General features: G+C 62.4%; 20 protein-coding genes. 11 read left to right on the top strand and 9 right to left on the bottom strand.

Translation table 11 applies throughout. From position 1 onward, the window contains the following. Positions 1–81: 81 nt before the first annotated feature. The 7 genes from APH44_RS09670 (at position 82) to APH44_RS09640 (ending at position 5690) form a co-directional block, all read left to right on the top strand. Positions 82–1047 carry an alpha/beta fold hydrolase gene (locus tag APH44_RS09670; RefSeq protein WP_054892473.1) on the top strand — a complete coding sequence of 322 codons (966 nt, stop codon included), beginning with the start codon at positions 82–84 and terminating at the stop codon, positions 1045–1047. A gap of 122 nt (positions 1048–1169) precedes the next feature. Continuing rightward, positions 1170–1661 carry a ribonuclease E activity regulator RraA gene (gene rraA / locus APH44_RS09665; RefSeq protein WP_054892472.1) on the top strand — a complete coding sequence of 164 codons (492 nt, stop codon included), beginning with the start codon at positions 1170–1172 and terminating at the stop codon, positions 1659–1661. Positions 1662–1688: 27 nt separating this feature from the next. Continuing rightward, entirely contained in the window at positions 1689–2684 is a 996-nt protein-coding gene (locus APH44_RS09660; protein ID WP_054892471.1) for a zinc transporter ZntB, read from the top strand. Between the two features lie 98 nt (positions 2685–2782). Beyond that, positions 2783–3037, top strand: a complete 255-nt coding sequence (locus APH44_RS09655; protein WP_054892470.1) for a hypothetical protein — start codon at positions 2783–2785, stop codon at positions 3035–3037. 2 nt (positions 3038–3039) lie between these two features. Then, entirely contained in the window at positions 3040–3864 is an 825-nt protein-coding gene (locus tag APH44_RS09650; protein ID WP_054892469.1) for a mechanosensitive ion channel domain-containing protein, read from the top strand. Between the two features lie 111 nt (positions 3865–3975). Continuing rightward, positions 3976–4542, top strand: coding sequence for an RNA polymerase sigma factor SigX (sigX, locus tag APH44_RS09645; protein WP_054892468.1), 567 nt, complete (start codon positions 3976–3978; stop codon positions 4540–4542). A 110-nt stretch (positions 4543–4652) separates the two neighbouring features. Next, positions 4653–5690 (top strand): OmpA family protein, encoded by a 1038-nt coding sequence (locus APH44_RS09640; RefSeq protein WP_054892467.1) that lies wholly within the window; start codon positions 4653–4655, stop codon positions 5688–5690. A 131-nt stretch (positions 5691–5821) separates the two neighbouring features. Here the strand turns inward: APH44_RS09640 and APH44_RS09635 are convergent, their stop codons facing one another. From APH44_RS09635 to APH44_RS09620, 4 genes are all read right to left on the bottom strand, one after another. Next, positions 5822–7492: a bifunctional protein-serine/threonine kinase/phosphatase gene (locus APH44_RS09635; RefSeq protein ID WP_054892466.1), complete on the bottom strand. Its 1671-nt coding sequence runs from the start codon at positions 7490–7492 to the stop codon at positions 5822–5824. 4 nt (positions 7493–7496) lie between these two features. Beyond that, complete coding sequence (locus tag APH44_RS09630) at positions 7497–8708, bottom strand: NarK/NasA family nitrate transporter (RefSeq protein WP_054892465.1); 1212 nt, start codon at positions 8706–8708, stop codon at positions 7497–7499. 181 nt (positions 8709–8889) lie between these two features. Beyond that, complete coding sequence (locus tag APH44_RS09625) at positions 8890–9465, bottom strand: ANTAR domain-containing response regulator (protein WP_054892484.1); 576 nt, start codon at positions 9463–9465, stop codon at positions 8890–8892. 11 nt (positions 9466–9476) lie between these two features. After that, positions 9477–10691 carry a CmpA/NrtA family ABC transporter substrate-binding protein gene (locus tag APH44_RS09620; protein ID WP_054892464.1) on the bottom strand — a complete coding sequence of 405 codons (1215 nt, stop codon included), beginning with the start codon at positions 10689–10691 and terminating at the stop codon, positions 9477–9479. A 128-nt stretch (positions 10692–10819) separates the two neighbouring features. On the opposite strand from APH44_RS09620, the gene APH44_RS09615 reads away from it, so the two are divergent. Next, positions 10820–11842: a quinone-dependent dihydroorotate dehydrogenase gene (locus APH44_RS09615; protein WP_054892463.1), complete on the top strand. Its 1023-nt coding sequence runs from the start codon at positions 10820–10822 to the stop codon at positions 11840–11842. Between the two features lie 102 nt (positions 11843–11944). Here the strand turns inward: APH44_RS09615 and rmf are convergent, their stop codons facing one another. Further along, positions 11945–12160: a ribosome modulation factor gene (rmf, locus tag APH44_RS29050; RefSeq protein ID WP_080642046.1), complete on the bottom strand. Its 216-nt coding sequence runs from the start codon at positions 12158–12160 to the stop codon at positions 11945–11947. Between the two features lie 549 nt (positions 12161–12709). Here rmf and rlmKL point away from each other — a divergent pair. After that, the gene (rlmKL, locus tag APH44_RS09610; RefSeq protein WP_054892462.1) at positions 12710–14902 is read left to right on the top strand and encodes a bifunctional 23S rRNA (guanine(2069)-N(7))-methyltransferase RlmK/23S rRNA (guanine(2445)-N(2))-methyltransferase RlmL; all 2193 of its coding nucleotides are present in this window, start codon (positions 12710–12712) and stop codon (positions 14900–14902) included. Between the two features lie 94 nt (positions 14903–14996). After that, entirely contained in the window at positions 14997–17384 is a 2388-nt protein-coding gene (locus APH44_RS09605; RefSeq protein WP_054892461.1) for a diguanylate cyclase, read from the top strand. 42 nt (positions 17385–17426) lie between these two features. Here APH44_RS09605 and dacB read toward each other — a convergent pair whose 3' ends face one another. Beyond that, a complete protein-coding gene (gene dacB / locus APH44_RS09600; protein ID WP_054892460.1) occupies positions 17427–18890 on the bottom strand; it encodes a D-alanyl-D-alanine carboxypeptidase/D-alanyl-D-alanine-endopeptidase in 1464 nt (487 codons plus the stop codon). A 186-nt stretch (positions 18891–19076) separates the two neighbouring features. Between dacB and APH44_RS09595 the strand changes: the two genes are divergently transcribed. Further along, positions 19077–19421: a YggL family protein gene (locus tag APH44_RS09595; protein WP_054892459.1), complete on the top strand. Its 345-nt coding sequence runs from the start codon at positions 19077–19079 to the stop codon at positions 19419–19421. Positions 19422–19428: 7 nt separating this feature from the next. On the opposite strand, the gene APH44_RS09590 is transcribed toward APH44_RS09595, so the two are convergent. The 3 genes from APH44_RS09590 to APH44_RS09580 all read right to left on the bottom strand — a co-directional run bounded on the left by APH44_RS09590 (position 19429) and on the right by APH44_RS09580 (position 25266). Then, positions 19429–23028: a transporter substrate-binding domain-containing protein gene (locus APH44_RS09590; protein ID WP_054892458.1), complete on the bottom strand. Its 3600-nt coding sequence runs from the start codon at positions 23026–23028 to the stop codon at positions 19429–19431. An 8-nt stretch (positions 23029–23036) separates the two neighbouring features. Next, the gene (locus APH44_RS09585) at positions 23037–23657 is read right to left on the bottom strand and encodes a response regulator transcription factor (protein WP_054892457.1); all 621 of its coding nucleotides are present in this window, start codon (positions 23655–23657) and stop codon (positions 23037–23039) included. Positions 23658–23934: 277 nt separating this feature from the next. Then, on the bottom strand, positions 23935–25266 hold the full coding sequence (locus tag APH44_RS09580) for a deoxyguanosinetriphosphate triphosphohydrolase (protein ID WP_054892456.1): 1332 nt from the start codon (positions 25264–25266) through the stop codon (positions 23935–23937). Positions 25267–25274: the final 8 nt, after the last annotated feature.

Here is a 25274-nt window from a genome sequence, read left to right as displayed (position 1 = left end):
GGTTTGCCCGCGAATGCGCTGCAGCCCAGGTTCAGCGTGGCAGTTTCCCCATCCTGTTTCCCCTTTTCATTCTGTGAATCCATGCAAAGCAGCAGCACCCTTTTTCCCGTGGCCCTGCTCAGTGCCGAGCGCCGCGGCGACCTCTGTGAAGACGTTTACCGGATCAAGGCGGGCAACAGCCCCGACGCCAGTGTCGAACTGGCCCTGACCCGTCTCGGGCTTGCCGATCAGCACGCCACCCCCGGGGTGCCGGTGATCCTCCTGCACGGCAGTTTCTCCAATCGTCGTTTCTGGTACTCGCCCAAGGGCATTGGCCTGGGTGCTTTCCTCGCACGTGCCGGTTTCGACGTGTGGATTCCGGAAATGCGCGGGCATGGCCTGTCGCCGCGCAACCGCCAATGGCGGCAGAACACCGTGGCCGACTACGCGCGTTTCGACCTGCCGGTGATCGGCGCCTTCGTCCAGGAAATGGCCGGCCAGGCGCCGCACTGGATTGGCCATTCGCTGGGCGGCACCACCTTGGCGGCCGCACTGGGTGGCGGCTACCTGGACAGCGCCTGCGTGGCCAGCGTGGCGTTGTTCGGCACCCAGGTCAGCCGGGTCTACTGGCCGTTGAAAGTGCCGCCAGTGGCGTGGGGAGCGCGCTTGCTGGTCAAGCGTTTTGCCCAGCTCTCCGGCCCCAGGTTGAAGCGTGGGCCGGAGGACGAGCCGATCGGACTGGCCCTGGAAAGCTTGCGTTGGCATGGCCTGTTCGGCCGTTTCGGGGTCAAGGACCGAGACTGGTGGGCGGGGTTGGCGCAGATGGATGTACCGCTGCTGGCAGTCGCGGGTGCGGCGGATTTCCAGGACCCGGTGTGGGCCTGTCGCAAACTGTTCGAGCAGTGGGGCGATGAGCGCAAGCAGTTCCTGCGCCTGGGCCGTGAAGAGGGCTTCGAAGCCTTCGGGCATGTCGACATGCTGGTGAGCAAGGCGGCGCAGACGCAGGTGTGGCCGCTGGTGGCGCGCTGGTTGAGCGACGTTCAGGCGCCGCCCGTCACAATTGAGTGAGCAGGTCATTCGCGGGCAAGTCGTAGCGCCGAACTGACTGCCTGGTCCCGGATGACTGCAACGGCCTTCAGGGTGTAGCCTTGCCCGATATCCGCTTTCGTTGTGACTGACAGGAGCTTCCCATGCAGCATTACGTAACGCCCGACCTGTGCGACGCCTACCCGGACCTGGTCCAGGTGCTGGAGCCGATGTTCAGCAATTTCGGCGGCCGCGATTCCTTCGGCGGCCAGATCGTCACCATCAAGTGCTTCGAGGACAACTCCCTGGTCAAGGAGCAGGTCGAGCTCGACGGCAAGGGCAAGGTCCTGGTGGTCGATGGCGGCGGATCGCTGCGCCGGGCGCTGCTGGGCGACATGCTCGCGGAAAAAGCGGCGAAGAATGGCTGGGAAGGCCTGGTGATCTACGGCTGTGTGCGTGACGTGGATGTGCTGGTGCAGACCGATGTCGGCGTGCAGGCTCTGGCCAGCCATCCGATGAAGACCGACAAGCGCGGCATTGGCGACCTCGACGTCGTGGTCAGCTTTGCCGGCGTCACTTTTCGCCCCGGCGAATACATCTACGCCGACAACAATGGCGTGATCGTCTCGCCAAGCCCCCTGAAGATGCCGGAGTGATGCGCCGCGCGCGCTGATGGAGCATTGATGTTCGAGGAAGACAACGCGCAGTGGGGGCTGGTCCATGCCCTGGTGCTCGACGGCAAGGGAGGCGCGCGCGCCATTGCCCGTACCGAGTTGGACAACCTGCAATTGCAGGCGCAAGAGAGCCTGTGGTTGCACTGGGACCGCAGTCATCCGCAAACCCGCACCTGGCTGCTGCACGACAGCGGCCTGAGCGAGTTCGCCTGCGACCTGCTGCTCGAGGAGAACACTCGCCCACGCCTGCTGCCGTTGGCCAATGAGCAGTTGCTGCTGTTTCTGCGCGGGGTCAACCTCAACCCTGGCGCAGAGCCGGAAGACATGGTCTCGGTGCGCATCTTCGCCGAAGCGCAGCGCGTCATTTCGTTGCGGCTGCGGCCTTTGCGCGCGAGCGATGAAGTCTTGCAGCAACTGGATGAGGGCAGGGGGCCGAAATCGGCCTCCGAACTGCTGCTGCTGATGGGTGAACTGTTGACCGAAAAGGTCCAGGCACTGGTCAGCGACCTGTCCGAAGCGGTCGATCTCGAGGAAGAGAAGGTAGAATCCGACGAACGGTATAGCCCGGCCCAGGGCAACCTGCAGCAGATTCGTCGTCGTGCCGCCGGCCTGCGTCGCTTCCTGGCGCCGCAGCGTGACATCTATGCTCAGCTTTCGCGCAACAAGTGGAGCTGGTTCGCCGACGCCGATGCCGATTACTGGAACGAGCTGAACAACAGCCTGATCCGTTATCTCGAGGAGCTGGAACTGGCCCGAGAGCGCGCTGCGCTGGTGCTGGAGGGCGAAGACCGGCGGCGCAGCGAGCGGATGAACCGGACCATGTACCGCTTCGGCATCATCACCTGCATCTTCCTGCCGATGAGCTTCATCACCGGCCTGCTCGGCATCAATGTCGGTGGTATTCCAGGGGCCGAGAATCCCTACGGCTTCCTGTTCGCCTGCCTGGTGGTGCTGGGTCTGGCCGCAGGGCAATGGTGGTTGTTGCGCAAGTTGCGCTGGGTCTGAGCGACGATCACGTATGTATTTTGAAACATTCGTCCCACATCGCTGTGTGACCCGTTGGCCAGAGCTCTCGTCTTTGACTGACATCACGCGAGGTGCCCATGCACGATCCGTTTGAAGAATCCTTGCGCGACCTGCTCAAGGCGTCGCCGTCCGGCCATGACCGAGATGACGATGCCTGCCTGGGTCGCGTGCTCAAAACCGCCAACCGTCAGGTTGGCGCGGGCGATCTGTTCAGCCTGCTGGGCCGCTGGAGCCAGGCGCTGCTGATCGCTGTCAACAATGGCTCGGCGCATGTCGCGCCGGTGCGCCGTACCCCTGCCGCTGGCAGACAGAAAGCTGATAAGGCCGATTGAATATGGAACTCGATCTCTGGACCCAGAGCCTGGTCACCGCCATGACTGCCCTTTGGACCAAGGTGGCGAACTTCATCCCCAACCTGTTCGGCGCGCTGGTCGTGGTGCTGCTCGGTTTCGTGGTGGCCAAGCTGCTCGACACACTGCTGTCCAAGCTGCTCGCCAAGTTCGGTCTCGACCGCCTGATGAGCGGGACCGGGCTGACCAAGATGCTCGGCCGGGTCGGTATCCAGGTGCCGATCTCGACCTTGATCGGCAAGATCGTCTACTGGTTCATCCTGCTGATCTTCCTGGTTTCCGCCGCCGAATCGCTGGGCCTGGAGCGGGTTTCCGCCACCCTCGACATGCTTGCCCTCTACCTGCCCAAAGTATTTGGTGCGGCGCTGGTATTGCTGGCCGGTGTACTGCTGGCGCAACTGGTCAACGGCCTGGTGCGCGGCGCTGCCGAAGGCATCGGCCTGGAATACGCAGCGGGCGTCGGGCGCATTGCCCAGGGGCTGGTCATCATCATCGCGATCTCGGTGGCGATCAGCCAGCTTGAGGTCAAGACCGACTTGCTCAACCATGTGATCGTGATCGGACTGATTACCGTTGGTCTGGCCGTGGCCCTGGCAATGGGCCTGGGCAGCCGGGAAATCGCCGGACAGATCCTTGCCGGGATCTACGTGCGCGAGTTGTATCAGGTTGGCCAGCAGGTGCGGATTGGAGAGGTCGAAGGGCATATCGAAGAGATCGGGACGGTCAAGACGACGCTACTGACCGATGATGGCGAGTTGGTGTCGCTGTCCAATCGGGTGCTGCTTGAGCAGCGCGTCAATAGCCGCTAACCGCACAAAGCTGTTAATGTATGCCGCCGCAAAAATCGGCCCAAGGGCTGAGCGGCGACATTGACCTGACTGTCGGCCAGATCCGTTTTGAATAAAGTCTATTCGCCGCCCATGCGTTACGACCCCCGCGAGCTCACCGACGAGGAGTTGGTGGCGCGTTCGCATGAGGAGCTGTTTCATGTTACCCGCGCCTATGAGGAACTCATGCGGCGCTACCAACGGACCCTGTTCAACGTCTGTGCACGTTATCTGGGGAACGATCGGGATGCTGACGATGTCTGTCAGGAGGTCATGCTGAAAGTGTTGTACGGCCTGAAGAATTTCGAGGGCAAATCGAAGTTCAAGACCTGGCTCTACAGCATCACCTACAACGAATGTATCACCCAGTACCGCAAGGAGCGTCGCAAGAGAAGGTTGATGGATGCCCTGAGCCTGGACCCCGTCGAAGAGGCGTCCGAGGACAAGGCTCCGAAACCTGAAGAAAAAGGCGGGCTGGATAAATGGCTGGTGTATGTGAACCCGATCGACCGGGAGATTCTGGTGCTGCGTTTTGTCGCAGAGCTGGAGTTTCAGGAGATCGCCGACATCATGCACATGGGCCTGAGCGCCACGAAAATGCGTTACAAGCGTGCGCTCGACAAGCTTCGTGAGAAATTTGCCGACTCGGCTGAAACTTAGTCTTGTGCAAATGGCTCAAACGAATCGGCAAGGTCTGCTAGACTTGCCGTCGAGTTGTCCCCCGGTTTTTGGTGGGGCGGCTTAACTATCACCAGATGGGGATTTAACGGATGAAATTGAAAAATACCTTGGGCTTGGCCATTGGTTCGCTCGTAGCCGCCACCTCGATTGGCGCTATGGCACAAGGCCAAGGCGCCGTCGAAACCGAGATCTTCTACAAGAAGGAGTTCTTCGACAGCCAGCGCGACTTCAAGAACGACGGCAACCTGTTCGGCGGCTCGATCGGTTACTTCCTGACCGACGACGTTGAACTGCGTCTGGGCTACGACGAAGTTCACAACGCTCGTGGCGACGACGGCAAGAACATCAAGGGCTCGAACACCGCCCTGGATGCCGTTTACCACTTCAACAACCCGTACGACGCTATCCGTCCGTACGTTTCGGCTGGTTTCTCCCACCAGTCGCTGGGCCAGACCGGCCGTGGCGGTCGTGACCACTCCACCTTCGCCAACCTGGGCGCTGGTGCCAAGTGGTACATCACCGACATGTTCTACGCCCGTGCCGGCGTTGAAGCCCAGTACAACATCGACAAAGGTGACACCGAGTGGGCACCGAGCGTCGGCGTTGGCCTGAACTTCGGCGGTAGCCCGAAGCAGTCCGCAGCTCCTGCTCCTGCTCCGGTTGCCGAAGTCTGCACCGACAGCGACAACGACGGCGTCTGCGACAACGTCGACAAGTGCCCTGACACCCCGGCCAACGTTACCGTTGACGCCGACGGCTGCCCGGCTGCCGCTGAAAACGTCCGCGTTGAGCTGGACGTGAAGTTCGACTTCGACAAGTCGGTCGTCAAGCCTAACAGCTACGGCGACATCAAGAACCTGGCTGACTTCATGAAGCAGTACCCACAAACCACCACCGTGGTTGAAGGTCACACTGACTCCGTAGGTCCAGACGCTTACAACCAGAAGCTGTCCGAGCGTCGTGCCAATGCTGTCAAGCAGGTTCTGACCCAGCAGTACGGCATCGAATCCAACCGTGTTGACTCGGTTGGCTACGGTGAGACCCGTCCAGTTGCTGACAACGCCACCGAAGCTGGCCGCGCCGTTAACCGTCGCGTAGAAGCTCAGGTAGAAGCCCAGGCCAAGTAATTGGTTTGAAGCTTCACGAAAAACCCGGCCTCGGCCGGGTTTTTCTTTGCCTGGAATTTGGGAAGCGGGCCTGCACCTCGGTGCCCTGCATTTGTAGGAGCGGGCTTGCCCGCGGAGAATCCCGCCCAGGCTTACCCTTTAAACAGGATGTACAGCAGCACCAGGTTCAACACCATCGACAACAGCGCCAAGGTTCGCCAAACCTTCAGCGGCTCGCGCTCCAGCAGGGGGCGAGGGCGCATGGCCAACTCTTGGCGGTCACCGCGTTCGAGCAGCAGCAGCCATTGTTCGGCAGTTTCGAAACGTTGTGCAGGGTCCACCGAGACAGCCTTTTCCAGGCTGCGCTGCAACCATTCCGGCAGGTCGGGACGATAGCGCGCAGCGTTGACTGGCGTTGCGAAGCGTGGGCGCTGGAACGCCTCGACTTCGCCGTACGGATAGTGCCCGGTCAGCAGGTAGTACAGGGTCACGCCAACGGCATAGAGATCCTGGCGGGGTGTCGGTGGCTCACCATCGAAGGCTTCCGGGGCAATGAACGAAGGCGTGCCGGGCAGATCGTGCGGCTGATCCTCTGATAGCCCTGGGCAATACGCCAGGCCGAAATCCAGCAGGCGCAGTTGACCATCTCCACCCAGGTGCAGGTTTTCCGGCTTGATATCGCGGTGCAGCAGGTTGCGCCGGTGCAGCACACCCACCGCCTGCAGCAACTGGCGCGTCAGTTCCAGCCATTGCGGTAGTGGCAAGGGCCCATGCTCGGCGAACAAGCTGGCAAGCGTCTGGCCGGGATATTGGCGCATGAGGTAGTACAGGTGCTGGCGCTGGCTGGCGGCATTCACCTCGGGGAAGTGTCGGCCAGCAACCCGGCGCAGAAACCATTCTTCGAGCAGCAGCCGTTGGGCGGCGCCTTGATCGGTTTCGCGGGCCGGTGGGAGGGTCTTGAGCAGCCATGTCTGGCCCTGGGTATCCTTGACCTGGTAGAGCAAGGATTGTCGGCTCTGGGCGAGCAGCGCCTCAACACACCAGCCATCGATGCGCTGGCCCGCACGCAGGGCGGTTGGTATCGGCCATTCCTGCAACTGCGCGAGGGTGTCCCCCAGATTCGCCGGGCCCGGTTGTTCGACCCTGACCAGCAATGCGCTGGCGTTGTCCTGGCTGCCACACAGGTGCGCGGTGGCGACCAGGGTATCGGCGGCCACCTGCAAGTCAGGCTGCTCACGCAGGATCGACAGGATCTGCTGATCGCTCAGGCTTGACCAGACACCATCGCTGAGCAGCACGAAGCACTCGCCTGGCTGCAGTTCACCCTCCCGGTAATCGACCAGCAGGTGTTGGTCCAGACCCAAGGCGCGCTTGAGCACATGATGCATCCCAGGCTGGTCCCAGACATGGTCATCGCTCAGGCACGACAGGCGACCGTCGTGCCAGTGGTAGGCGCGGCAGTCGCCGACATGGGCGAGGGTGAACCGCTTGCCGCGCAGCACCAGGGCGGTCAGCGTGGTCATCAGCGGTTGACCATTGCCCTGCGCGCGCAGCCAGCGGTTCTGCGCCAGCAGCAGCCGATCCAAGGCCTGGGCCACCCCCCAGGTGGCGGGAGTGGAATAGTAGTCCAGTGCCAAGGCCTGCAGGCTGGCCCTGGCGGCCAGGCCACCATCGGCGCACTGGCTGACGCCGTCGGCGAGGGCGAACAGGTAGCCCTTGCTGGCGGCCAGCTCTGCGGCCGGGGTGACCAGGCGCAGGGCATCCTGGTTTTCCGGGCGCGGGCCGGTGGCGCTGGCCTGGGCGAACGCCAGTTGCAAGCTCATGCGGTCAGACCCGCGCCGCCGTTACGGCAGCCGAACCCCAGGTGGTGCGCCAGCGACGCTTGACCCCGTACAGGCCGAACCAGGCGAGCAACCCCAGGCTGGCGAACAGCCACAGGCCAAGCTGATAGTCGCCGCTGTGCTGCTTGATTGCACCCAGGCCTGCCGCCAGCAGGAAGCCGCCGATACCACCGGCCATGCCGATCAGGCCGGTCATGACCCCGATTTCCTGGCGGAAGCGTTGCGGCACCAATTGGAACACCGCACCGTTGCCAGCGCCCAGGCCAAGCATGGCGCTGACGAACAGGGCCAGGGCTGCCGCGGCGCTGGACAGGTTGAAGCCGACCGCGGCGATGCACACCGCCGCCACACTGTACATCCCGAGCAAGGTGCGGATGCCACCGAAACGGTCGGCGAGGGCCCCGCCCAGCGGGCGCATGAGGCTGCCGGCGAATACGCAGGCCGCCGTGTAGTAGCCGGCGGTGATCGGGCTCAGGCCATACTGGTCGCTGAAGTAGCCCGGCAGGGCGCTGGCCAGGCCGATGAAGCCACCGAAGGTGACGCTGTAGAAGAACATGAACCACCAGCTGTCACGGTCGCCCAGGGCCTTGAAATAGTCGGCCATCGCCTTGGGCTTAGGGCGCTGTGGGGCATTGCGTGCCAGCAGGGCAAAGGCTACGAGAGTGATCACCAGCGGGATGACGGCGAAACCGAACACGTTGTTCCAGCCGAAACCTGCGGCCAGCACTGGGGCGAGCAGGGCTGCGAACACCGTTCCGGAATTACCCGCACCAGCGATGCCCATGGCCTTGCCCTGGTGCTGAGGTGGATACCACTGCGACGCCAACGGCAGCGACACGGCGAACGAAGCACCTGCAACGCCGAGGAACACGCCCAGCAGCAGCGCCTGTTCGTAACTGTGGATGCCCATGAACCAGGCGCAGGCCAGGGCGACGATTACCACGACCTGGCCGATCAGCCCGGCAGTCTTGGGAGACAGTCGGTCGACCAGCATGCCCATGATAAAGCGCAATATGGCACCGGCCAGGATCGGTGTTGCGACCATCAGGCCCCGTTGCTGGGCAGTCAGCTGCAGGTCGGCGGAGATCTGCACCGCCAAGGGACCGAGCAGGTACCAGACCATGAAGCTCAGGTCGAAGTAGAGGAAGGCAGCAAACAGCGTAGGCACATGCCCGGATTTCCAGAAGCTCGTATTCATTGAACACCTCGCGCGGCTTGCAACGGTTGTCATGCCCTGCCTGCGCAGGGCGCAAATGAAAAAGACGTCGCTACCCGGTCCATCAGCGTGGAGGGGAGAGCGACGTCTTTGTCGGGATGATGTGGCAACCGCCGTTGGCTACCTGAGCTATTGGCTGAGCAAGAGCCGGGCCAACATCGACTCAGCCAAGCATCTCGGACATGGCGATGATCTGTTCGGCCACCTGAATCAGCTTCTGCTGACGGCTCATGGCCTGGCGACGCATCAGGGTGTAGGCCTGCTCTTCATTGCAGTCCTTCATCTTCATCAGCAGGCCCTTGGCCTGTTCGATGCGCTTGCGTTCGGCCAACTGCTGGTCGCGAGCCAGCAGCTGCGCCTTGAGCGCCTGGTCGCTCTCGAAGCGGGCCATGGCCACGTCGAGGATCGGCTGCAGGCGCGCTGCATGGATGCCTTCGACGATGTAGGCGCTGACGCCGGCCTGGATCGCCTGGCGCATCACCCCCGGATCATGCTCGTCGGTGAACAGCACGATGGGCCGTGGCTGGTCGCGACTGACCAGCACCACCTGTTCCATCACATCGCGACCCGGTGACTCGGTATCGATCAGTACGACATCCGGGCGCACCGTTTCGACGCAGGTGGGCAGGTCGATGGTCAGCCCCGGCGCCTCGATCACATCGAAGCCAGTTTCGATCAGAGCGGCCTTGAGGCGACCGACCTTCTTCTCGGTATCATCGATCAGCAGAATACGCAGCATGGTGGCCACCTTCACGAACCAACCCGCATGTGCGGGGCGTCATCCAGGGCGTGCAGGCGGAAACTGCGGGCATAGGCATGGGGGTCGCTGCCGTCCCAGCGGATGCCGTCGATCAGCAGGCTGCTGCGCATCGGTGCATCGGCGCAGGGTACGCCCACGGCCTCGGCTGCTTCACGGTACAGCGCCAGTTGTTGCACACGGGTGGCCACCGCCAGGTAGTCCGGATCCTCGCGCAGCAGGCCCCAGCGTCGGAACTGGGTCATGAACCACATGCCGTCGGACAGATAGGGCAGGTTCGCCCGACCTTGGTCATGCACGCGCAGGGCGTGACGATCCTGCCAGCGGTTGCCCAGTCCGTCGTGGTAGTCGCCCAACAGGCGCGGTTCGATGTTGCTGGCTGGCGTATCCAGGTAGGCCCTGCCGCTGAGCAGTTGCGCCGTGCCACGGCGATTTTCCGGGCTTTGCTCGATGAAACGGCTGGCGGCGAGTATCGCCTTGACCAGCGCGCGGGCGCTGTTGGGGGAGTGCTCGACGAAAGCGCGGGTGCTGGCCAGGACCTTTTCTGGATGGTCCGGCCAGATCGATTGACTGGTTGCCAGGGTGAAACCCTGGTTCTGCCCCACGGCGTCTGCCGACCAGGGCTCGCCGGCACAGAAGCCGTCGATACGCCCGGCCTGCAGGTGTGCGACCATCTGTGCCGGTGGCACCACCACGCTGTCGACATCGTGCAGCGGGTGGATGCCCTGGCCGGCCAGCCAGTAGTACAGCCACATGGCGTGGGTGCCGGTGGGAAACGTCTGGGCGAAGGTCAGGCGTGCGCCACGCTGGTGCACCAGCCGTGCCAGTGCTTCAGGGCTGGTCACGCCCTTGCGCTGCAGTTCCGGGGAAAGGTTGATGGCCTGGGCATTCTGGTTCAGGCCCATGAGTACTGCCATATCGTTGGCCACGGCACCACCCATGCCCAGGTGCATGGCGTAGACCAGCCCGTACAGGCAGTGGGCAGCATCCAGTTCGCCGCTGGCGAGTTTGTCTCGGGTGCCGGCCCAGGAGGCCTGACGCTGCAGGTTGAGGGTCAAACCCTGGAGCTGGGCGAAGCCCTGCGTGGCCGCGACCACCACCGAAGCGCAGTCGGTCAGGGCCATGAAACCGATGTTCAGGCTGGGTTTCTCGGGTGCATCGCTGCCGTTGACCCAGGCCAAGGGTGTTGTCGGAGGGGCTGTGTTCACGAAATATCCTCACCCGTACCGATCGGGTTGCCAGCGCTTCGAAGCAACCCATGTGCCAAGGCCCTGTCGCGCGGACGGCGCGCTGGCTATAATCGCATCCCTCACTCACCCCCGAGTCCTGCCTGCCCATGTATACCCTGGCCCGCCAGCTGCTGTTCAAGCTCTCCCCGGAAACCTCCCACGACCTGTCGCTCGACCTCATCGGCGCCGGTGGCCGCCTTGGCCTCAATGGCCTGCTGTGCAAGCGCCCGGCCTCGGTGCCGGTGACCGTCATGGGCTTGAACTTCGCCAATCCCGTGGGCCTTGCCGCAGGCCTGGACAAGAACGGCGCGGCGATCGATGGCTTCGCCCAGCTCGGCTTCGGCTTCGTCGAGATCGGCACTGTCACCCCACGACCCCAGCCTGGCAATCCGAAGCCACGGTTGTTCCGCCTGCCGGAAGCGACTGCGATCATCAACCGCATGGGCTTCAACAACCTGGGTGTGGATCACCTGCTGGAACGGGTGCGCGCGGCGCGTTACGACGGCGTGCTGGGCATCAACATCGGCAAGAATTTCGACACGCCAGTCGAGCGTGCCCAGGACGATTACCTGATCTGCCTCGAAAAAGTCTACACCCAGGCCAGCTACATCACGGTCAACGTCAGCTCGCCCAACACTCCCGGCCTGCGCAGCCTGCAATTCGGTGATTCGCTCAAGCAACTGCTCGACGCGCTGGCCGAGCGTCGTGAACAGCTGGCGAGCGAGCACGGCAGACGCGTGCCACTGGCGATCAAGATCGCACCGGACATGAGCGATGAGGAAACCGCGCTGGTGGCGGCAGCTTTGGTCGAGTCGGGCATGGATGCGGTAATCGCGACCAATACCACTTTAGGGCGCGAAGGGGTCGAAGGGTTGCCGTTCGGAGGCGAGGCGGGTGGGTTGTCCGGGGCGCCGGTGCTGGAGAAGAGCACTCACATCGTCAAGGTGCTGGCTGCTGAACTGGGCGGCAAGTTGCCTATCATCGCTGCGGGCGGGATCACCGAAGGGCGCCATGCCGCCGAGAAAATCGCAGCCGGAGCGAGCCTGGTGCAGATCTATTCGGGCTTCATCTACAAGGGCCCGGCACTGATTCGCGAAGCGGTGGATGCAATTGCGGCGCTGCCCCGCTAACAAAGACGCGGCCCAATAAAAAGGGCCCCTTCAAGGGGCCCCTGGGCCGCAGCCCGCCGCCCGGATGGGGCGTGCATGGTGACTCGAATTCAGTGTCCTCGTTCAGCCAACGGCGTGATTTTCGTTGAGTCTCTGGATGCCAGCGGTGCCGGTCATGCCGTCCCAGTTGTCGCCGCGACCTTCACGCCAACCGTTGATCCATGCCTGGCGAACGGATGGCAGATTGAAGGGGCAAAGTTCGCGGGATTTGCCGGTTACCCCGTATTGGTAGCCACGTGAATATGCTCTTTCCAACGGATCACGCTTAAGTCTTCTCATAGGGTGTTGCCCTCACTTGTTGACTGTAATGTCCCGTCGGTCTCTCCGAGGCCGGGCAGAATCTTTCTGCCGGTTTTGCGCTCGCTGCCGGCGTGGCGAGCTGAAAGTGCCGCCTCGTTGCGAAGCGGCCTGAGGTCAGTTCTAACCAATGCGGGTCACAGTGTGAATGATCAATTTGTCATAAGGACGTAACCTTTCCAGGGGTGAGGGGATAAGTAAATAAATGCGACTCAACCTTGTTTAGGTTTTGTCCCGCTATGATGAGGGTTTGCCGATGATTGAAATCATTTGGCCATTGGCGCCATCGAACTGACGCAACATCTGGTAATGCGACGAAGGGTCACATCGATGCCTTCGTTAGACGAAATTTTCACACTGCCCGACGATCAAACCGCCTTGCGCCACCTGGCGCTGGATGTCGATCGGGTGGCCCGGTTTGCCGAATGATCGGCACGCCACCCGGATACCTGCTGGAAGGGTATCCGGCAAACTCAGGCAACAGCGATGCGTCGCGTTGCCAGCACACAGCCCAGAGGCTCTGGAATCTACATGTCTGACTCACTCGAACTCTATCTCACCTGTCCCAAAGGCCTGGAAGGGCTGCTTGCGGAAGAAGCCCGCGGCCTGGGCCTGGCCGACGTGCGCGAGCACACCTCGGCGATCCGCGGCGCGGCCGACATGGAAACTGCCTACCGGCTGTGCCTCTGGTCGCGCCTGGCCAACCGCGTGCTGTTGGTGGTCAAGCGCTTCGCCATGAAAAACGCCGACGACCTCTATGATGGCGTGCACGGTGTCGACTGGCAGGACCACCTGGCCGCCGACGGCACCCTGGCGGTGGAGTTCAGTGGCCATGGATCGGGCATCGACAACACCCACTTCGGTGCGCTCAAGGTCAAGGATGCGATTGTCGACAAGCTGCGCAACCGTGAAGGCCAGCGCCCATCCGTGGACAAGATCGACCCTGACCTGCGTGTACACCTGCGCCTGGACCGCGGCGAAGCCATCCTGTCCATCGACCTTTCCGGCCACAGCCTGCACCAACGCGGCTATCGCCTGCAGCAGGGTGCTGCACCGCTCAAGGAAAACTTGGCTGCCGCGGTGTTGATCCGCGCCGGTTGGCCGCGTATTGCCGCCGAGGGCGGCGCGCTGGCCGACCCCATGTGCGGTGTCGGGACCTTCCTCGTCGAAGCTGCGATGATTGCCGCCGATATTGCACCGAACCTCAAGCGCGAGCGTTGGGGCTTCAGTGCCTGGCAGGGCCATGTCCCAGCGCTGTGGCGCAAGGTGCATGACGAGGCCCAGGCCCGTGCCCAGGCGGGCCTGGCCAAGCCGCCGTTGTGGATTCGCGGCTACGAGGCCGATCCGCGGTTGATTCAGCCCGGACGCAACAACGTCGAGCGCGCGGGCCTGGGTGACTGGGTGAAGATCTACCAGGGCGAAGTCGCCAGCTTCGAGCCGCGCCCGGACCAGAACCAGAAAGGCCTGGTCATCAGCAACCCGCCCTATGGTGAGCGTCTGGGGGACGAGGCGAGCCTGCTGTACCTCTACCAGAACCTCGGCGAGCGCCTGCGCCAGGCCTGCATGGGCTGGGAAGCGGCGGTGTTCACCGGCGCACCCGAACTGGGCAAGCGCATGGGCATCCGCAGCCACAAGCAGTATGCGTTCTGGAACGGTGCGCTGCCGTGCAAGCTGTTGCTGTTCAAAGTCCAGCCCGACCAGTTCGTGACGGGTGAGCGTCGCCCGACCGATGATCAGGCCGGCGACTCGCGTGCGACACCGGCCGTGGCCCATGAACCGGCACGCCTTTCCGAAGGCGCGCAGATGTTCGCCAACCGCTTGCAGAAGAATCTGAAGCAGCTGGGCAAGTGGGCCCGCCGCGAGCAGGTCGACTGCTACCGTCTGTACGATGCCGACATGCCCGAATATGCCCTGGCGGTCGATCTGTATCATGATTGGGTGCACGTTCAGGAATACGCGGCGCCGCGTTCGGTCGACCCGGACAAGGCCCAGGCGCGCCTGCTCGATGCCTTGGCGGCGATTCCCCAGGCTCTGGGTGTCGATCCTCAGCGCGTGGTGCTCAAGCGCCGCGAGCGTCAGGGCGGCACACGCCAGTATGAGCGTCAGGCCACGGAAGGGCGCTTCCAGGAAGTCAGCGAAGGCGGCGTCAAGCTGCTGGTCAACCTGACCGACTACCTGGACACCGGCCTGTTCCTCGATCACCGTCCGATTCGTCTGCGTATCCAGCGCGAAGCATCGGGCAAGCGCTTCCTCAACCTGTTCTGCTACACCGCTACCGCCACCGTGCATGCGGCCAAGGGTGGTGCGCGCAGTACCACCAGCGTCGACCTGTCGAAAACCTACCTGGATTGGGCGCGGCGCAACCTGTCGCTCAATGGCTTCTCCGAGCGAAACCGCCTGGAACAGAGCGATGTAATGGCCTGGCTGGAGAATGCCCAGGACAGCTACGACCTGATCTTCATCGACCCACCGACCTTCTCCAACTCCAAGCGCATGGAGGGGGTGTTCGACGTGCAGCGTGACCACGTGCGTCTGCTCGACCTGGCGATGGCGCGTCTGGCGCCGGGGGGCGTGTTGTACTTCTCCAACAATTTCCGCAAGTTCCAGCTCGACGAGCACCTGCTCGAGCGCTATGCGGTGGAAGAGATCAGCGCACAGACCCTGGATCCGGATTTTGCCCGCAATAACCGCATCCACCGGGCCTGGCGCCTGCAGCTACGCTGAAGAGAAGAAGTGCATTGCAGCGCTGATGGCTAATGGCTATAAATCAGCTCAGGGCCGAACAATTCGCAGGACGCTGACGTGGTGAGAATGCTCTATGTCGAGGGTGCGTGCGAAGATGTTCGGCCTGATCAGCGAGGCGCTCTCGGCCTGGGCCGTTGCGCTGGTCGCGCTGGTGGTCGGCGGGTTGCTCACTGCTGCGCTGGCCTTCGCCGCCCACGCCTTCTACAAGCAGCAGTTGCGTCAGCGCTTCGAACTGCTGGCCAGTGAGCGCTATAGCCGTATCGCCGAACGCTTCGAGGAGCAGGAACAGCGCCTGGACGGTCTGCGGCGCTTCTTCACCTATTCCAGTGAAATTCTCCCCGAGGAGTTCGACGGTTACGCTCGCCCCTTGTTGCACCGCACCCAGGCATATTCCTGGGCGCCGCGGGTCGAGGCCGACGAGCGCGATGCCTTCGAGCGCCGCGCCAGCACCTGGCTGGGGCGCCCCTATCAGATTCGTGATTTCGATGCCCAAGGCCTTTGGCAGGCATCGCCGTCACGGGCCTTCTATTATCCGGTGCTCTACACCCAGGCCACCCACCAGCACGACCAGCCTTACGGGCTCGACCTGCGTAGCCAGCCTCAGCGCCAGGATGCGTTGGACCGCGCCACCACGCCCGGCAGCCTGGCGGTTTCCTCCCCACTGGACATGATCGATGTCGAGCCGGCCTACACCCGTGGCCTGCTGATCGTCGCACCGGTGTTCACCGCGTCGGCGCCGAGCGGGCCGCCTGCCGGTTATGTCATGGCCTTGTTGAGCATGCGTCAGCTGATTGGCGAGGGGCTGCCGACCGCGTCGGACGATAACCTGGTGGTACGTATCCTCGATCTGTCGGGCAGCCAGGGCCATGAGACGTTGTACGATTCGGGCAACCTAAGCGCGCCATTGCCTTTGACCAGCAGCCAATTGCTGCATCTGGCCGACCATCACTATCAGCTCGATATTCGCCCCAGCGAAGCCTTCCTCCAGGCCAACCGTTCCTCGGCGGTGTTCACCGTGACGCTGCTCGGTGGCTTGTTGAGCCTGTTGCTCAGCGCCTTGCTCTACAGCCTGTTCAGCCAGCGTCAGCGTGCTTTGACCCTGGTAGAGCAGCGCACGGCGGCACTGCGCGTGAGCGAGCAGTCGCTGCGTGAGACTCACAACCAGCTACGCAGCGTGCTGGATGCCGCGACCCAGGTAGCGATCATTGCCACCAGCCTGCGGGGCGTGGTCAGCACCTTCAATGCCGGAGCCCAGCGCATGCTGGGGTACTCGGCCGACGAAGCGCTCGGTCACCTGGCGCTGGAGGATCTGGTCCAGCCCGACGAACTGCGCCAGCGTGCCCATGCCTTGAGTCTGCGCTATGGGCGCGAGATCACGGCAGGCCAGGCGATGTTCGCCGAAACCGTGCAGGAGGGTGCAGGGGAGCCCGCGGAGTGGACCCTGATGCGCAAGGACGGCAGTCATTTGCTGGCCAACATGCTGGTGACGGCGGTGCTCGACGAGCAAGGCTTGTGGGTGGGTTACCTGGCCATTTGCATCGATGTCACCGAGCGTCGTCGTGTTCATGAAGCGTTGGCCGCCCGTGACCGGCTGCTGGAGAAGCTCAGTGCCGAGGTCCCGGGCGGCATCTACCAATATCGTCTGGATGCCGACGGCCATTCGTGTTTTCCCTACGCCAGCGCCGGGCTGCTGGACATTTATGAAGTGGATCTGCAGCTGCTGCGCCAAGACGCATCGACGGTGTTCGAGCGCATTCATCCGGACGATCTTGATCGGGTGCGCCGTTCGGTGCGCGAGTCGGCGGTGCGCATGACGCCCTGGCGCGAGGAGTACCGCGTCTGCCTGCCCCGCGCCGGTCTGCGTTGGGTGCGGGGGGAGGCAACGCCGGAGATCGGGGAGGAGGGCTGTACCCTTTGGCATGGCTATCTGACGGACATCTCCGATCTCAAGCGGGTGGAGGAGGAGTTGCGTGCATTGTCGGTGACTGATGTCCTTACCGGCATCCACAATCGGCGTTACTTCCAGGAGCGACTCAAGGTCGAGTTGGAGCGGGCCCAGCGTGATGATCTGGACCTGGCAGTGATCATGCTCGATATCGACCACTTCAAATGCATAAACGACCAGTTTGGCCATGCTGTCGGTGATCGCGTGTTGCGCAGCCTTTGCCAGCGGATTGGCCATCGTCTGCGGCGGACCGATGTGTTCTGCCGACTGGGAGGCGAGGAGTTCATGGTGCTGTGCCCGGGCAGCAATGCCGAGCAAGCCCGCAAGCTTGCGTTGGAGCTGTGGCAGGGAGTACGCGGTGTGCCGGTCGAGGGGGTCGGCCGGGTGACGGCCAGTTTCGGCGTGGCGGGATGGCGTGTCGGTGAAGGGGCCGATGCCTTGTTGCTGCGAGCGGATGCGGGGGTCTATGCGGCCAAGCAGGCCGGGCGCGATCGCGTGGAGGCGGAGTTGCCTTGAGGTGGCCGGGGCTGCGTGACAGCCCCGGTTTGTCCGTTTCTGTCAGGGCACTACGCCGACAGTCCCTGTGCCGACCTTGGGCTGGCGGTAGAGCTCCAGCAACACCTGATCCAGGACCTGGGAGGCGCCCCACGGCTTTGGATCATTGAGAATCGCCGACACGGCCCAGGTATGACCGTTGCTGTCGCGACTGAAGCCTGCGATCGCGCGTACGGTATTGAGGGTGCCGGTCTTGATGTGCGCCTCGCCGGTCATGGCGGTGCGCTTCAGGCGCTTGCGCATGGTGCCATCCATGCCCACCAATGGCATCGAGCTGATGAATTCGGCCGCATAGGGGCTCTTCCACGCGGCTTGCAGCAAAGCCGCCATTTCACGTGTGCTGACACGCTCGGCGCGTGAAAGGCCAGAGCCGTTCTCCATCACGAGGTGCGGTGCGGTGATGCCTTTCTTGGCCAGCCACTGGCGCACGACACGCTGTGCCGCGCGGGCATCGTCGCCGTCGGCATCGGTGCGAAATTGCGCGCCCAGGCTGAGGAACAGTTGCTGGGCCATGGTGTTGTTGCTGTATTTGTTGATATCGCGGATCACCTCGACCAGGTCTGGCGAGAAGGCCCGGGCCAGCAGGCGTGCGCTCTTGGGCACGTTTTCGATGCGGTCACGGCCCTGGATGCTGCCGCCGAGCTCGTTCCAGATCGCTCTGACCGCACCGGCCGCATAGGCGGGGTGGTCGAGCAGGGCCAGATAAGTTTGCGAGTTGCAGCCGTCGCCGAGCTGGCCACTGACCGTGACGCTCACGCCATCGGGCTGCACCACGGGGTTGTAGCGTACATCGCCGGTGCATTGCTTCGAGGCCACGGCCTTGACCTGATTGTCGATGCGGATGCTGGCGATGGGCGGCTCGACCGAAACCACGACCTTGCCGCCATCGTTGCGGGCCACGAAGCGCAGCGCCTTGAGGTTGACCAGCAGCGAGTCCGGCTTGACCAGGAAGGGCTTGTTGACGTCGCCACCATCATCGTCGAAATGCGGCAGGGTGGGTTGCACGAAATGGCTGCGGTCCAGTACCAGGTCCCCGGTGACGGTGCGCACACCGTTGGCACGCAGGTCACGCATCAGCAACCAGAGCTTTTCCATGTTCAGTTTCGGATCGCCGCCACCCTTGAGGTAGAGGTTACCGTTGAGCACGCCGTTGTTCAGGGTGCCATCGGTGTAGAACTCGGTCTTCCACTGAAAGGTCGGGCCGAGCAATTCGAGGGCGGCGTAGGTGGTCACCAGTTTCATGGTCGAGGCCGGGTTGACCGAGACATCGGCATTGAAGATGGTCGGCGTGCCCGGTCCATCGAGTGGCAGCATCACCAGCGACAGGGCATTGTCCTGCAGCTTGTTGGTCTTGAGTGCCTGCTGCACCTTCGGTGGCAAGCTGGTGTTGACGGCGGCAGCCTGGCTGGGCAAGGCGATGGGAAGGAGTAGGCCGGCGAAAAGCAGTGGGCGAAGCGTCTTGATCATGAGTGCTGTAACCCTGCGGGCGAGGGAAAGGGATGACGGGGCTGTAAGAGATGATGGCCCCTTGGCGAAATATAGTGCGCATTATGCCCCAAGCGTGCTGTTTGTGGGCAGGTTCGACACAAAAGCGCCGCTCTGGCGCGGAAACTGGTAAAGTGCCGCGCGTAATTACTCAAGAGGATTGTTTCAATGGCTACCAACCGTTCCCGTCGTCTGCGCAAGAAGCTGTGCGTGGATGAATTCCAGGAATTGGGTTTCGAACTGAACCTGGACTTCAAGGAAGACCTGTCCGACGAAGCCATCGATGCCTTCCTCGACGCGTTCCTGGCAGAAGCCATGGACGCCAACGGCCTGGACTATGTCGGTGGTGATGACTTCGGCCTGGTCTGCCTGGCCAAGCGTGGCTCGGTCAGCGAAGAGCAGCGCGCCACTGTCGAGGCGTGGCTCAAGGGCCGCAGCGAGCTCACCAAGATCGAAGTCAGCCCGCTGCTGGATGCCTGGTATCCGGACAAGCCGATCAACTCGGCTTCCTGATCCCGCGTCACTGTGCCTTGGCTGGTCGGCAACGCTGACCGGCCAAGGCCTTCTCTATGCGGCGCATCTGCCGCGCCAGTGCCTGGCGACGCAGTTTCAGTTGCGTCGACGACAGACCCTCTGTTTCCAGCGCCTGACAAGCCTCCATCAATCCCTTTGCATCCAACATGCGTGCCACGCCAAGAATCTTGTGCGCCTGGTCGACGATGGCCTGTGCGTCGTGCTCGGGGTCCAGGGCCATCAGTAGAGTGAAGTCCTGCTCGAGACTCAGTTGCAGAGTAGCCAGCATTCTTGCCCGGTCTTCGCAGCGGTCACCGACGATCTTCGCCAGTGCGTCGAGGTCGAAAGGTTCTTGTGCTTGCCGCCGTTGCGAGGGGCTCACGCTGGCCAGATGCAAGCCGAGGGTTTGCAGGCTGATGGGTTTGAGCAGGCAGTCGTTCATGCCAGCGTTCAGGCAACGCTGGCGCACTTCCGGTTGGGCGTTGGCGGTGTAGCCGAGAATGGTGCAAGGCGTCTTGCCCCGTTGGCGTTCTTCACTGCGCAGGACTTCTGCCAGCTGGTAGCCATTCATGCGCGGCATATTGCAGTCCAGGATCAGCACGTCGAAGTCTGTGTGCCGCCATTTTTCCAGCCCTTCCTGACCGTCGCGGGCGCTGTCATGCCAGAGCCCCAGGTAGGTCAGTTGCTGGGCCATCAACAGCAGGTTGGCGGGATGGTCGTCGATGACAAGAACCCTGAGCCGCGTGTCGGGTGCCTCTATGTGCGGGGGCTGCACGACGCTGTCCGGGGGCGGTGCCACGCGCTGCAGCGGCATCAGTAGTCGCACCTGGGTACCCACGCCCTGCAGGCTCTTGATCGCCAGTTGGCCGCCCATCATTTCGCACAGGGTGCGACAGATCGCCAGGCCCAGCCCGGTGCCGGCACGGGCGCTTTCGCTCTGAGGGTCGACCTGTACGAAGGGGGTGAACAACCGTCGCAGGTCGTCATCGTGAATGCCGATCCCGCTGTCGCGCACTTCCAGCTCGAGCATGTCGCGCTCGCTCTTCTGTACCGAGGCTTTGATGCGTACATGGCCGTCGTTGGTGAATTTGATCGAGTTGCTCACCAGGTTGGAGAGCACCTGCTTGAAACGCAGTGGATCGAGCAGGGCGTGGCAACGTGCCGAGGGATCTATGACTACTTCCAGCAGCAGGCCTTTTTCTCGTGCCTGACCTTCGAATACCCGTCGTACCGATTCGATCAGGGATGCCAGATCGATCGGTTCGGGGCTCAGGGACATATGCCCGGACTCTATTCTGACGATGTCGAGAATATCGCCAATCAGCCCGAGCAGGTCCCTGGCCGAATGATAGGCGACCTCGATCGACGCTTTGTCCAACTGCCCCTGATCGGCGCGTCTGGCCGCGAGCTCGAGCATGCCGATGACGGCGTTCATCGGCGTGCGGATTTCATGGCTGATGGTCGCCAGGAAGGTGCTCTTGGCCCGGTTGGCATCGTCGGCCTGCTGTTTCGCGAGGCGTAGGTCCTGGATCAGCTTGCGGCGTTCGCTGATGTCGATCCAGCCGCCGATGATGCCTTGCACTTCGCCCAGCGAGTCGCGGTAGGGAAGGATCCAGTGGTAGATGGTCAGTTCGCGGTCTTTAAGGCGCAGGGGGCGGTCGATGATCAGCGGCGTGCCTGCTTCCATTACCTGCAGATAGTCGGTTTGGATCTGCCGGGTATAGTCGCAGTTGCTGAACAGGCTTTCATGGAGCAGTTTGCCCATGACCGCGTCGGCACTCGCGTCGACGGCCTCCAGATAGCTGTCGTTACAGCTTTGCAACCGTCCTTCGCGATCGCGTACGTACATCGGGTGAGGGGTTCCATTGAGCAGGGCGCGCATGAACTCGAGCTGATCGTTCAAGGCGCGTTCTGCCCGGCGACGCTGCCGTATCTGGCGTCGCAAGTAGGCGTTCCAGGCCAGCGCCAGTAACAGCAGGATGCCGATCCCCAGAACGACCTGCAGCACCAGGCGCTGGTACTCGCGCCATTGGCCACCATCGTGCAATGCATAACCGCGCCAGCGACTGTTGATGACACCCAGCTCTTCAGGCGTGATGCTCAGCAAGGCTTTGTCGAGGATGGAGGCCAGGGGGCTGGCGTCCTTGACGCTGGCCATGGAGAAGGTGGCCGGGTCGTTGCCGACGGTGCTGCGGATCACCAGATCGTTGTTGGCGGCGATGGCGTGATTGGCATCCAGCAGCGTGGTGATGGCTGCGTCCACGGCGCCGCTGCCCAGCAGGGCCATGGAGTAGAAAGTGCTTTCGGTCTCGATCAGTCGGATCTTCGGGTGTGCCGTCGCCAGCAGGACGGAGGGGGAGGTATGTCGTGTAACGGCGACCCGGCGGCCATTCAGATGTTCCAGCGACGTGTACGGTCGGCCGCTGCGGGTAACCAGTACATAGGGGCTCTCGAGATACGGGCGACTGAGTTGCAGGTCTGTTCGGGCAGGCGATGCGATGGCAAGTGCGGCAATCAGGTCAGCACTGCCCTGCGCGAGTGACTGGATCATTTCCTTTATCCCGGTAGCGCGTTGGATCTCGAAATGCAAGCCGGTGCGCAGTCGAACCAGCTCCAGCAGGTCGGCAGTGATGCCGCGGAAATGGCCGTTGCCGTCGAAGAATGACAGGGGAGCCGAGGTATCGTTTACCACCACGCGCATGCTCGGGTGATCATGTAGCCATTGCTGCTCGCGCGGCGTCAGTTGCAGCCGACGATCGGTAAGCAGCAGGTCGCTGCCCGCGCTCCAGCGCTTGAAGATCGAATTCCTGACGCTGGCCGGCTGGCTGTCCAGGATGGTGTTGATCAGGCTCATCAACAGCTGATCCTGGGCACGCACGGCAAAGCTGAAGCCCACGGCTTCGTGCTTGCCGAAATTGCTCATGCGCAGTTGTGGCAGATGACCGCGGGTAAGCTGGAAGTGAGTCGAAATGGTATCGCCGAGAAAGACGTCGGCCTGGCCAAATGCGACAGCGTTCAGCGCTTCGGAGGTGGAACCGAAGGTTTTCAGCTGGGCTTGTGGGTAAAGCGCATGTATATCCTCGAGCGGCAGGTAATGATAGAGCGTGCTCAGGCGCAAGTCGGCGAGCCCCAGGTCGAGGGGGCGTGTCTCGTCTTCGCGGGTGACCAGAACCGGGCGATCTACAGCGTAGGGTTTGGACAGTGCCACCCCCTCGACCGCGGCCTCATAGCCGTTTGCACTGCCAAGCAGATCGATGCGCCCGGCCTTGAGTGCTTCCACTGCGTCCTGGCGGTGATTAAAGCGCAGCACCTTTATTTCCAGCCCCAGTGCCCTGCCGATCAGGCCGGCATACTCCGCTGTCAAGCCTTGATATTCGTTGCCATTGATGACGTCGAAGGGCGGATTGTTGGGCGTTGAGGTTCCCAGTGTCAGGCTGGTGCGGCATTGCAGCCATTGCTGCTGCGCGGTCGAAAAAGCTGGCACGGTTGCTTCGGAGGTGGAGCGGACCAGCAGGTTGAGTTTCCTGGGGGCGGGCTCCTGCTTCGTTTGAGCCTGGCAACCCAGGCTGAGCAGGGTCAGCAGCACGCAGACGATGTACCTCGGCATGATCCACCTCAGACCAGCGCGTTGCGCTTGGCCACTTCGATCAGGTCGACCAAGGTATCGACCCTTAACTTCTGCATCAGGCGTTTTTTGTAGGTGCTGACCGTCTTGTTGCTGAGGAACATGCCTTTGGCTATTTCCTTGTTGCTGCGCCCCTGTGCGAAAAGTTGAAGAACCATCAACTCTCTGTCGTTAACTTGTCGGAAAAGATCCATGTCACGAGCGGATATTTCCTGGTGGGGGTTCATTGCCTGGCTGGGGAAGTAGTTGTAACCAGAAAGTACGGCCTTGACTGCGCTGAGCAATTCACTCAGATCTTCCTGCTTGCATACGAATCCGGCAGCGCCTGAGTGCATGCAACGGATCGCGAATAACGCGGGCGACTGCGCCGTCAGTACCAGCACTTTCGGTGGCAGCCCCATGCTCTGAAAACGTGCCAGGACTTCCAAACCGTCGAGCTTGGGGATGCTGATGTCGAGGATGACCAGGTCAGGCTGGGTCTCACGGATCATCTGCATGGCCTCGACGCCGTTGTCAGACTCGCCAATGACCTTGTAGCTCTGATTTTCCAGCAACATGCGAATGGCCAGGCGAATCACGGGGTGGTCATCAACAATAAATATGGAGCTCATATCAACTTCCCAGTCGGCGATTGTCAGATGCAAACAAAACCTTATCGCAGTTGACCGCCTTCGCGCATGAGAGGCTAGGCGTAACGCCATATATGGGAAAAGACCTACGTCCAAGTACTACACGCAGCTTGGATTTTTATGAGTTTTGTAAGGAGTCAAGACGAGAAAGTCACTAAATCTCAAATTATTCTTCTGAGTATTTAATGGCGCAGTGGTTGCGTAGGAAGTTTCTCTCAAGAGGAACGGCAAGCCGCGGCTGACCGTCCCTCGTTGTCGGTCAATGAGGGCTGGAGCGTCCTGTCATTTCTCCAGCCATTTCACTGGCGTAGCTGTCGGTCATGCCAGCGATGAAGTCGATCATGCGCAGGAAGGCGTTGTGCAGGGTGCCGTGTGGATCGGGGGCGTGGTTGCCGATCAGGTCCAGCACACGCCGACTCTTGAATGACGGCGCGCGCCCGCCGTGTTGCTCCAGCGCTGCGCCGCAGAAGGCATTGAGGAGGATCTCCAGCGTGGTATAGGCGCCGATCTCGTGCAGGGTCTTGCGCTTGTCCTGGAAGATCTTCTTGCGCGCGATATCCTTGGCCTGCAGCACACAGTGCTTGGCCGGTCCGTGCATGTGCTCGACCAGGTCCCCTGCCAGATGCCCGGCCAGCAGTGCCTGTTGCTGTTCGACGAAGGCCTCGGCGGCGGCGTTGGTCAAGTGCTCGATGGCCTTGCCGCGCAGAATGGCCAGCTTGCGCCGACGAGAATCCGCCGGGCCCAGTTGCCGATAGGTGTCGGGCAGGTCGTCACCGACCAGGTCCAGCAGCAGCGCCTCGACCTCGGCATACTGCAGCAGCTCCATCTCCAGGCCGTCCTCCAGGTCGATCAGCGCATAGCAGATGTCGTCTGCGGCCTCCATCAGGTACACCAGCGGGTGACGAGCCCAGCGTTGTTCCTCGAGCTGTGGCAGGCCCAGCTTGTGAGCGATCTGCTGCAGCAGCGGCAGTTCGCTCTGGTAGCAGCCGAACTTGTGTTTCTTGTACCCCAGTGCGTCGGCATGGCGGGCGCTCCATGGGTACTTGAGATAGGTGCCGAGGGTGGCGTAGGTCAGGCGGGTGCCGCCGTCGAACTGGTGGTATTCCAGCTGGGTGAGCACGCGAAAACCCTGGGCGTTACCTTCGAAGTTGAGGAAGTCGGCACGTTGGTCGTCGCTCATGTCGTCGAGCCACCCACGGCCCGCTGCCTGCTGAAACCAGTGGCGGATGGCATCTTCACCGGAGTGGCCGAACGGTGGATTGCCGATGTCGTGAGCCAGGCAGGCCGATTGCACGATCATGCCCAGGTCGCTTGGTGCACACCAGTCGGGCAGGTTGGCGCGCAGGGTCTCGCCGACCCTCATGCCCAGCGAGCGGCCTACGCAACTGACTTCGAGGGAGTGGGTGAGGCGGGTGTGGATGTGGTCGTTGCTGGACACCGGGTGGACCTGGGTCTTGCGTCCCAGGCGGCGGAAGGCGCCGGAGAAGATGATGCGGTCATGGTCCTTGTGGAATGGGCTGCGCCCCAGTTCTTCGGGGCTGTACAAGGCTTTGCCGAGGCGTTCGCGGTTGAGCAGGGTATGCCAGTCCAAGGCTCGAT

Origin of the sequence: Pseudomonas sp. NBRC 111143, assembly GCF_001320965.1 — a bacterium.
In the GTDB taxonomy this organism is placed as follows: Bacteria; Pseudomonadota; Gammaproteobacteria; order Pseudomonadales; family Pseudomonadaceae; genus Aquipseudomonas; species Aquipseudomonas machongensis.
The sequence above is the reverse complement of the archived record's forward strand: the minus strand, read 5'-3'. Positions and strand labels throughout refer to the sequence as shown.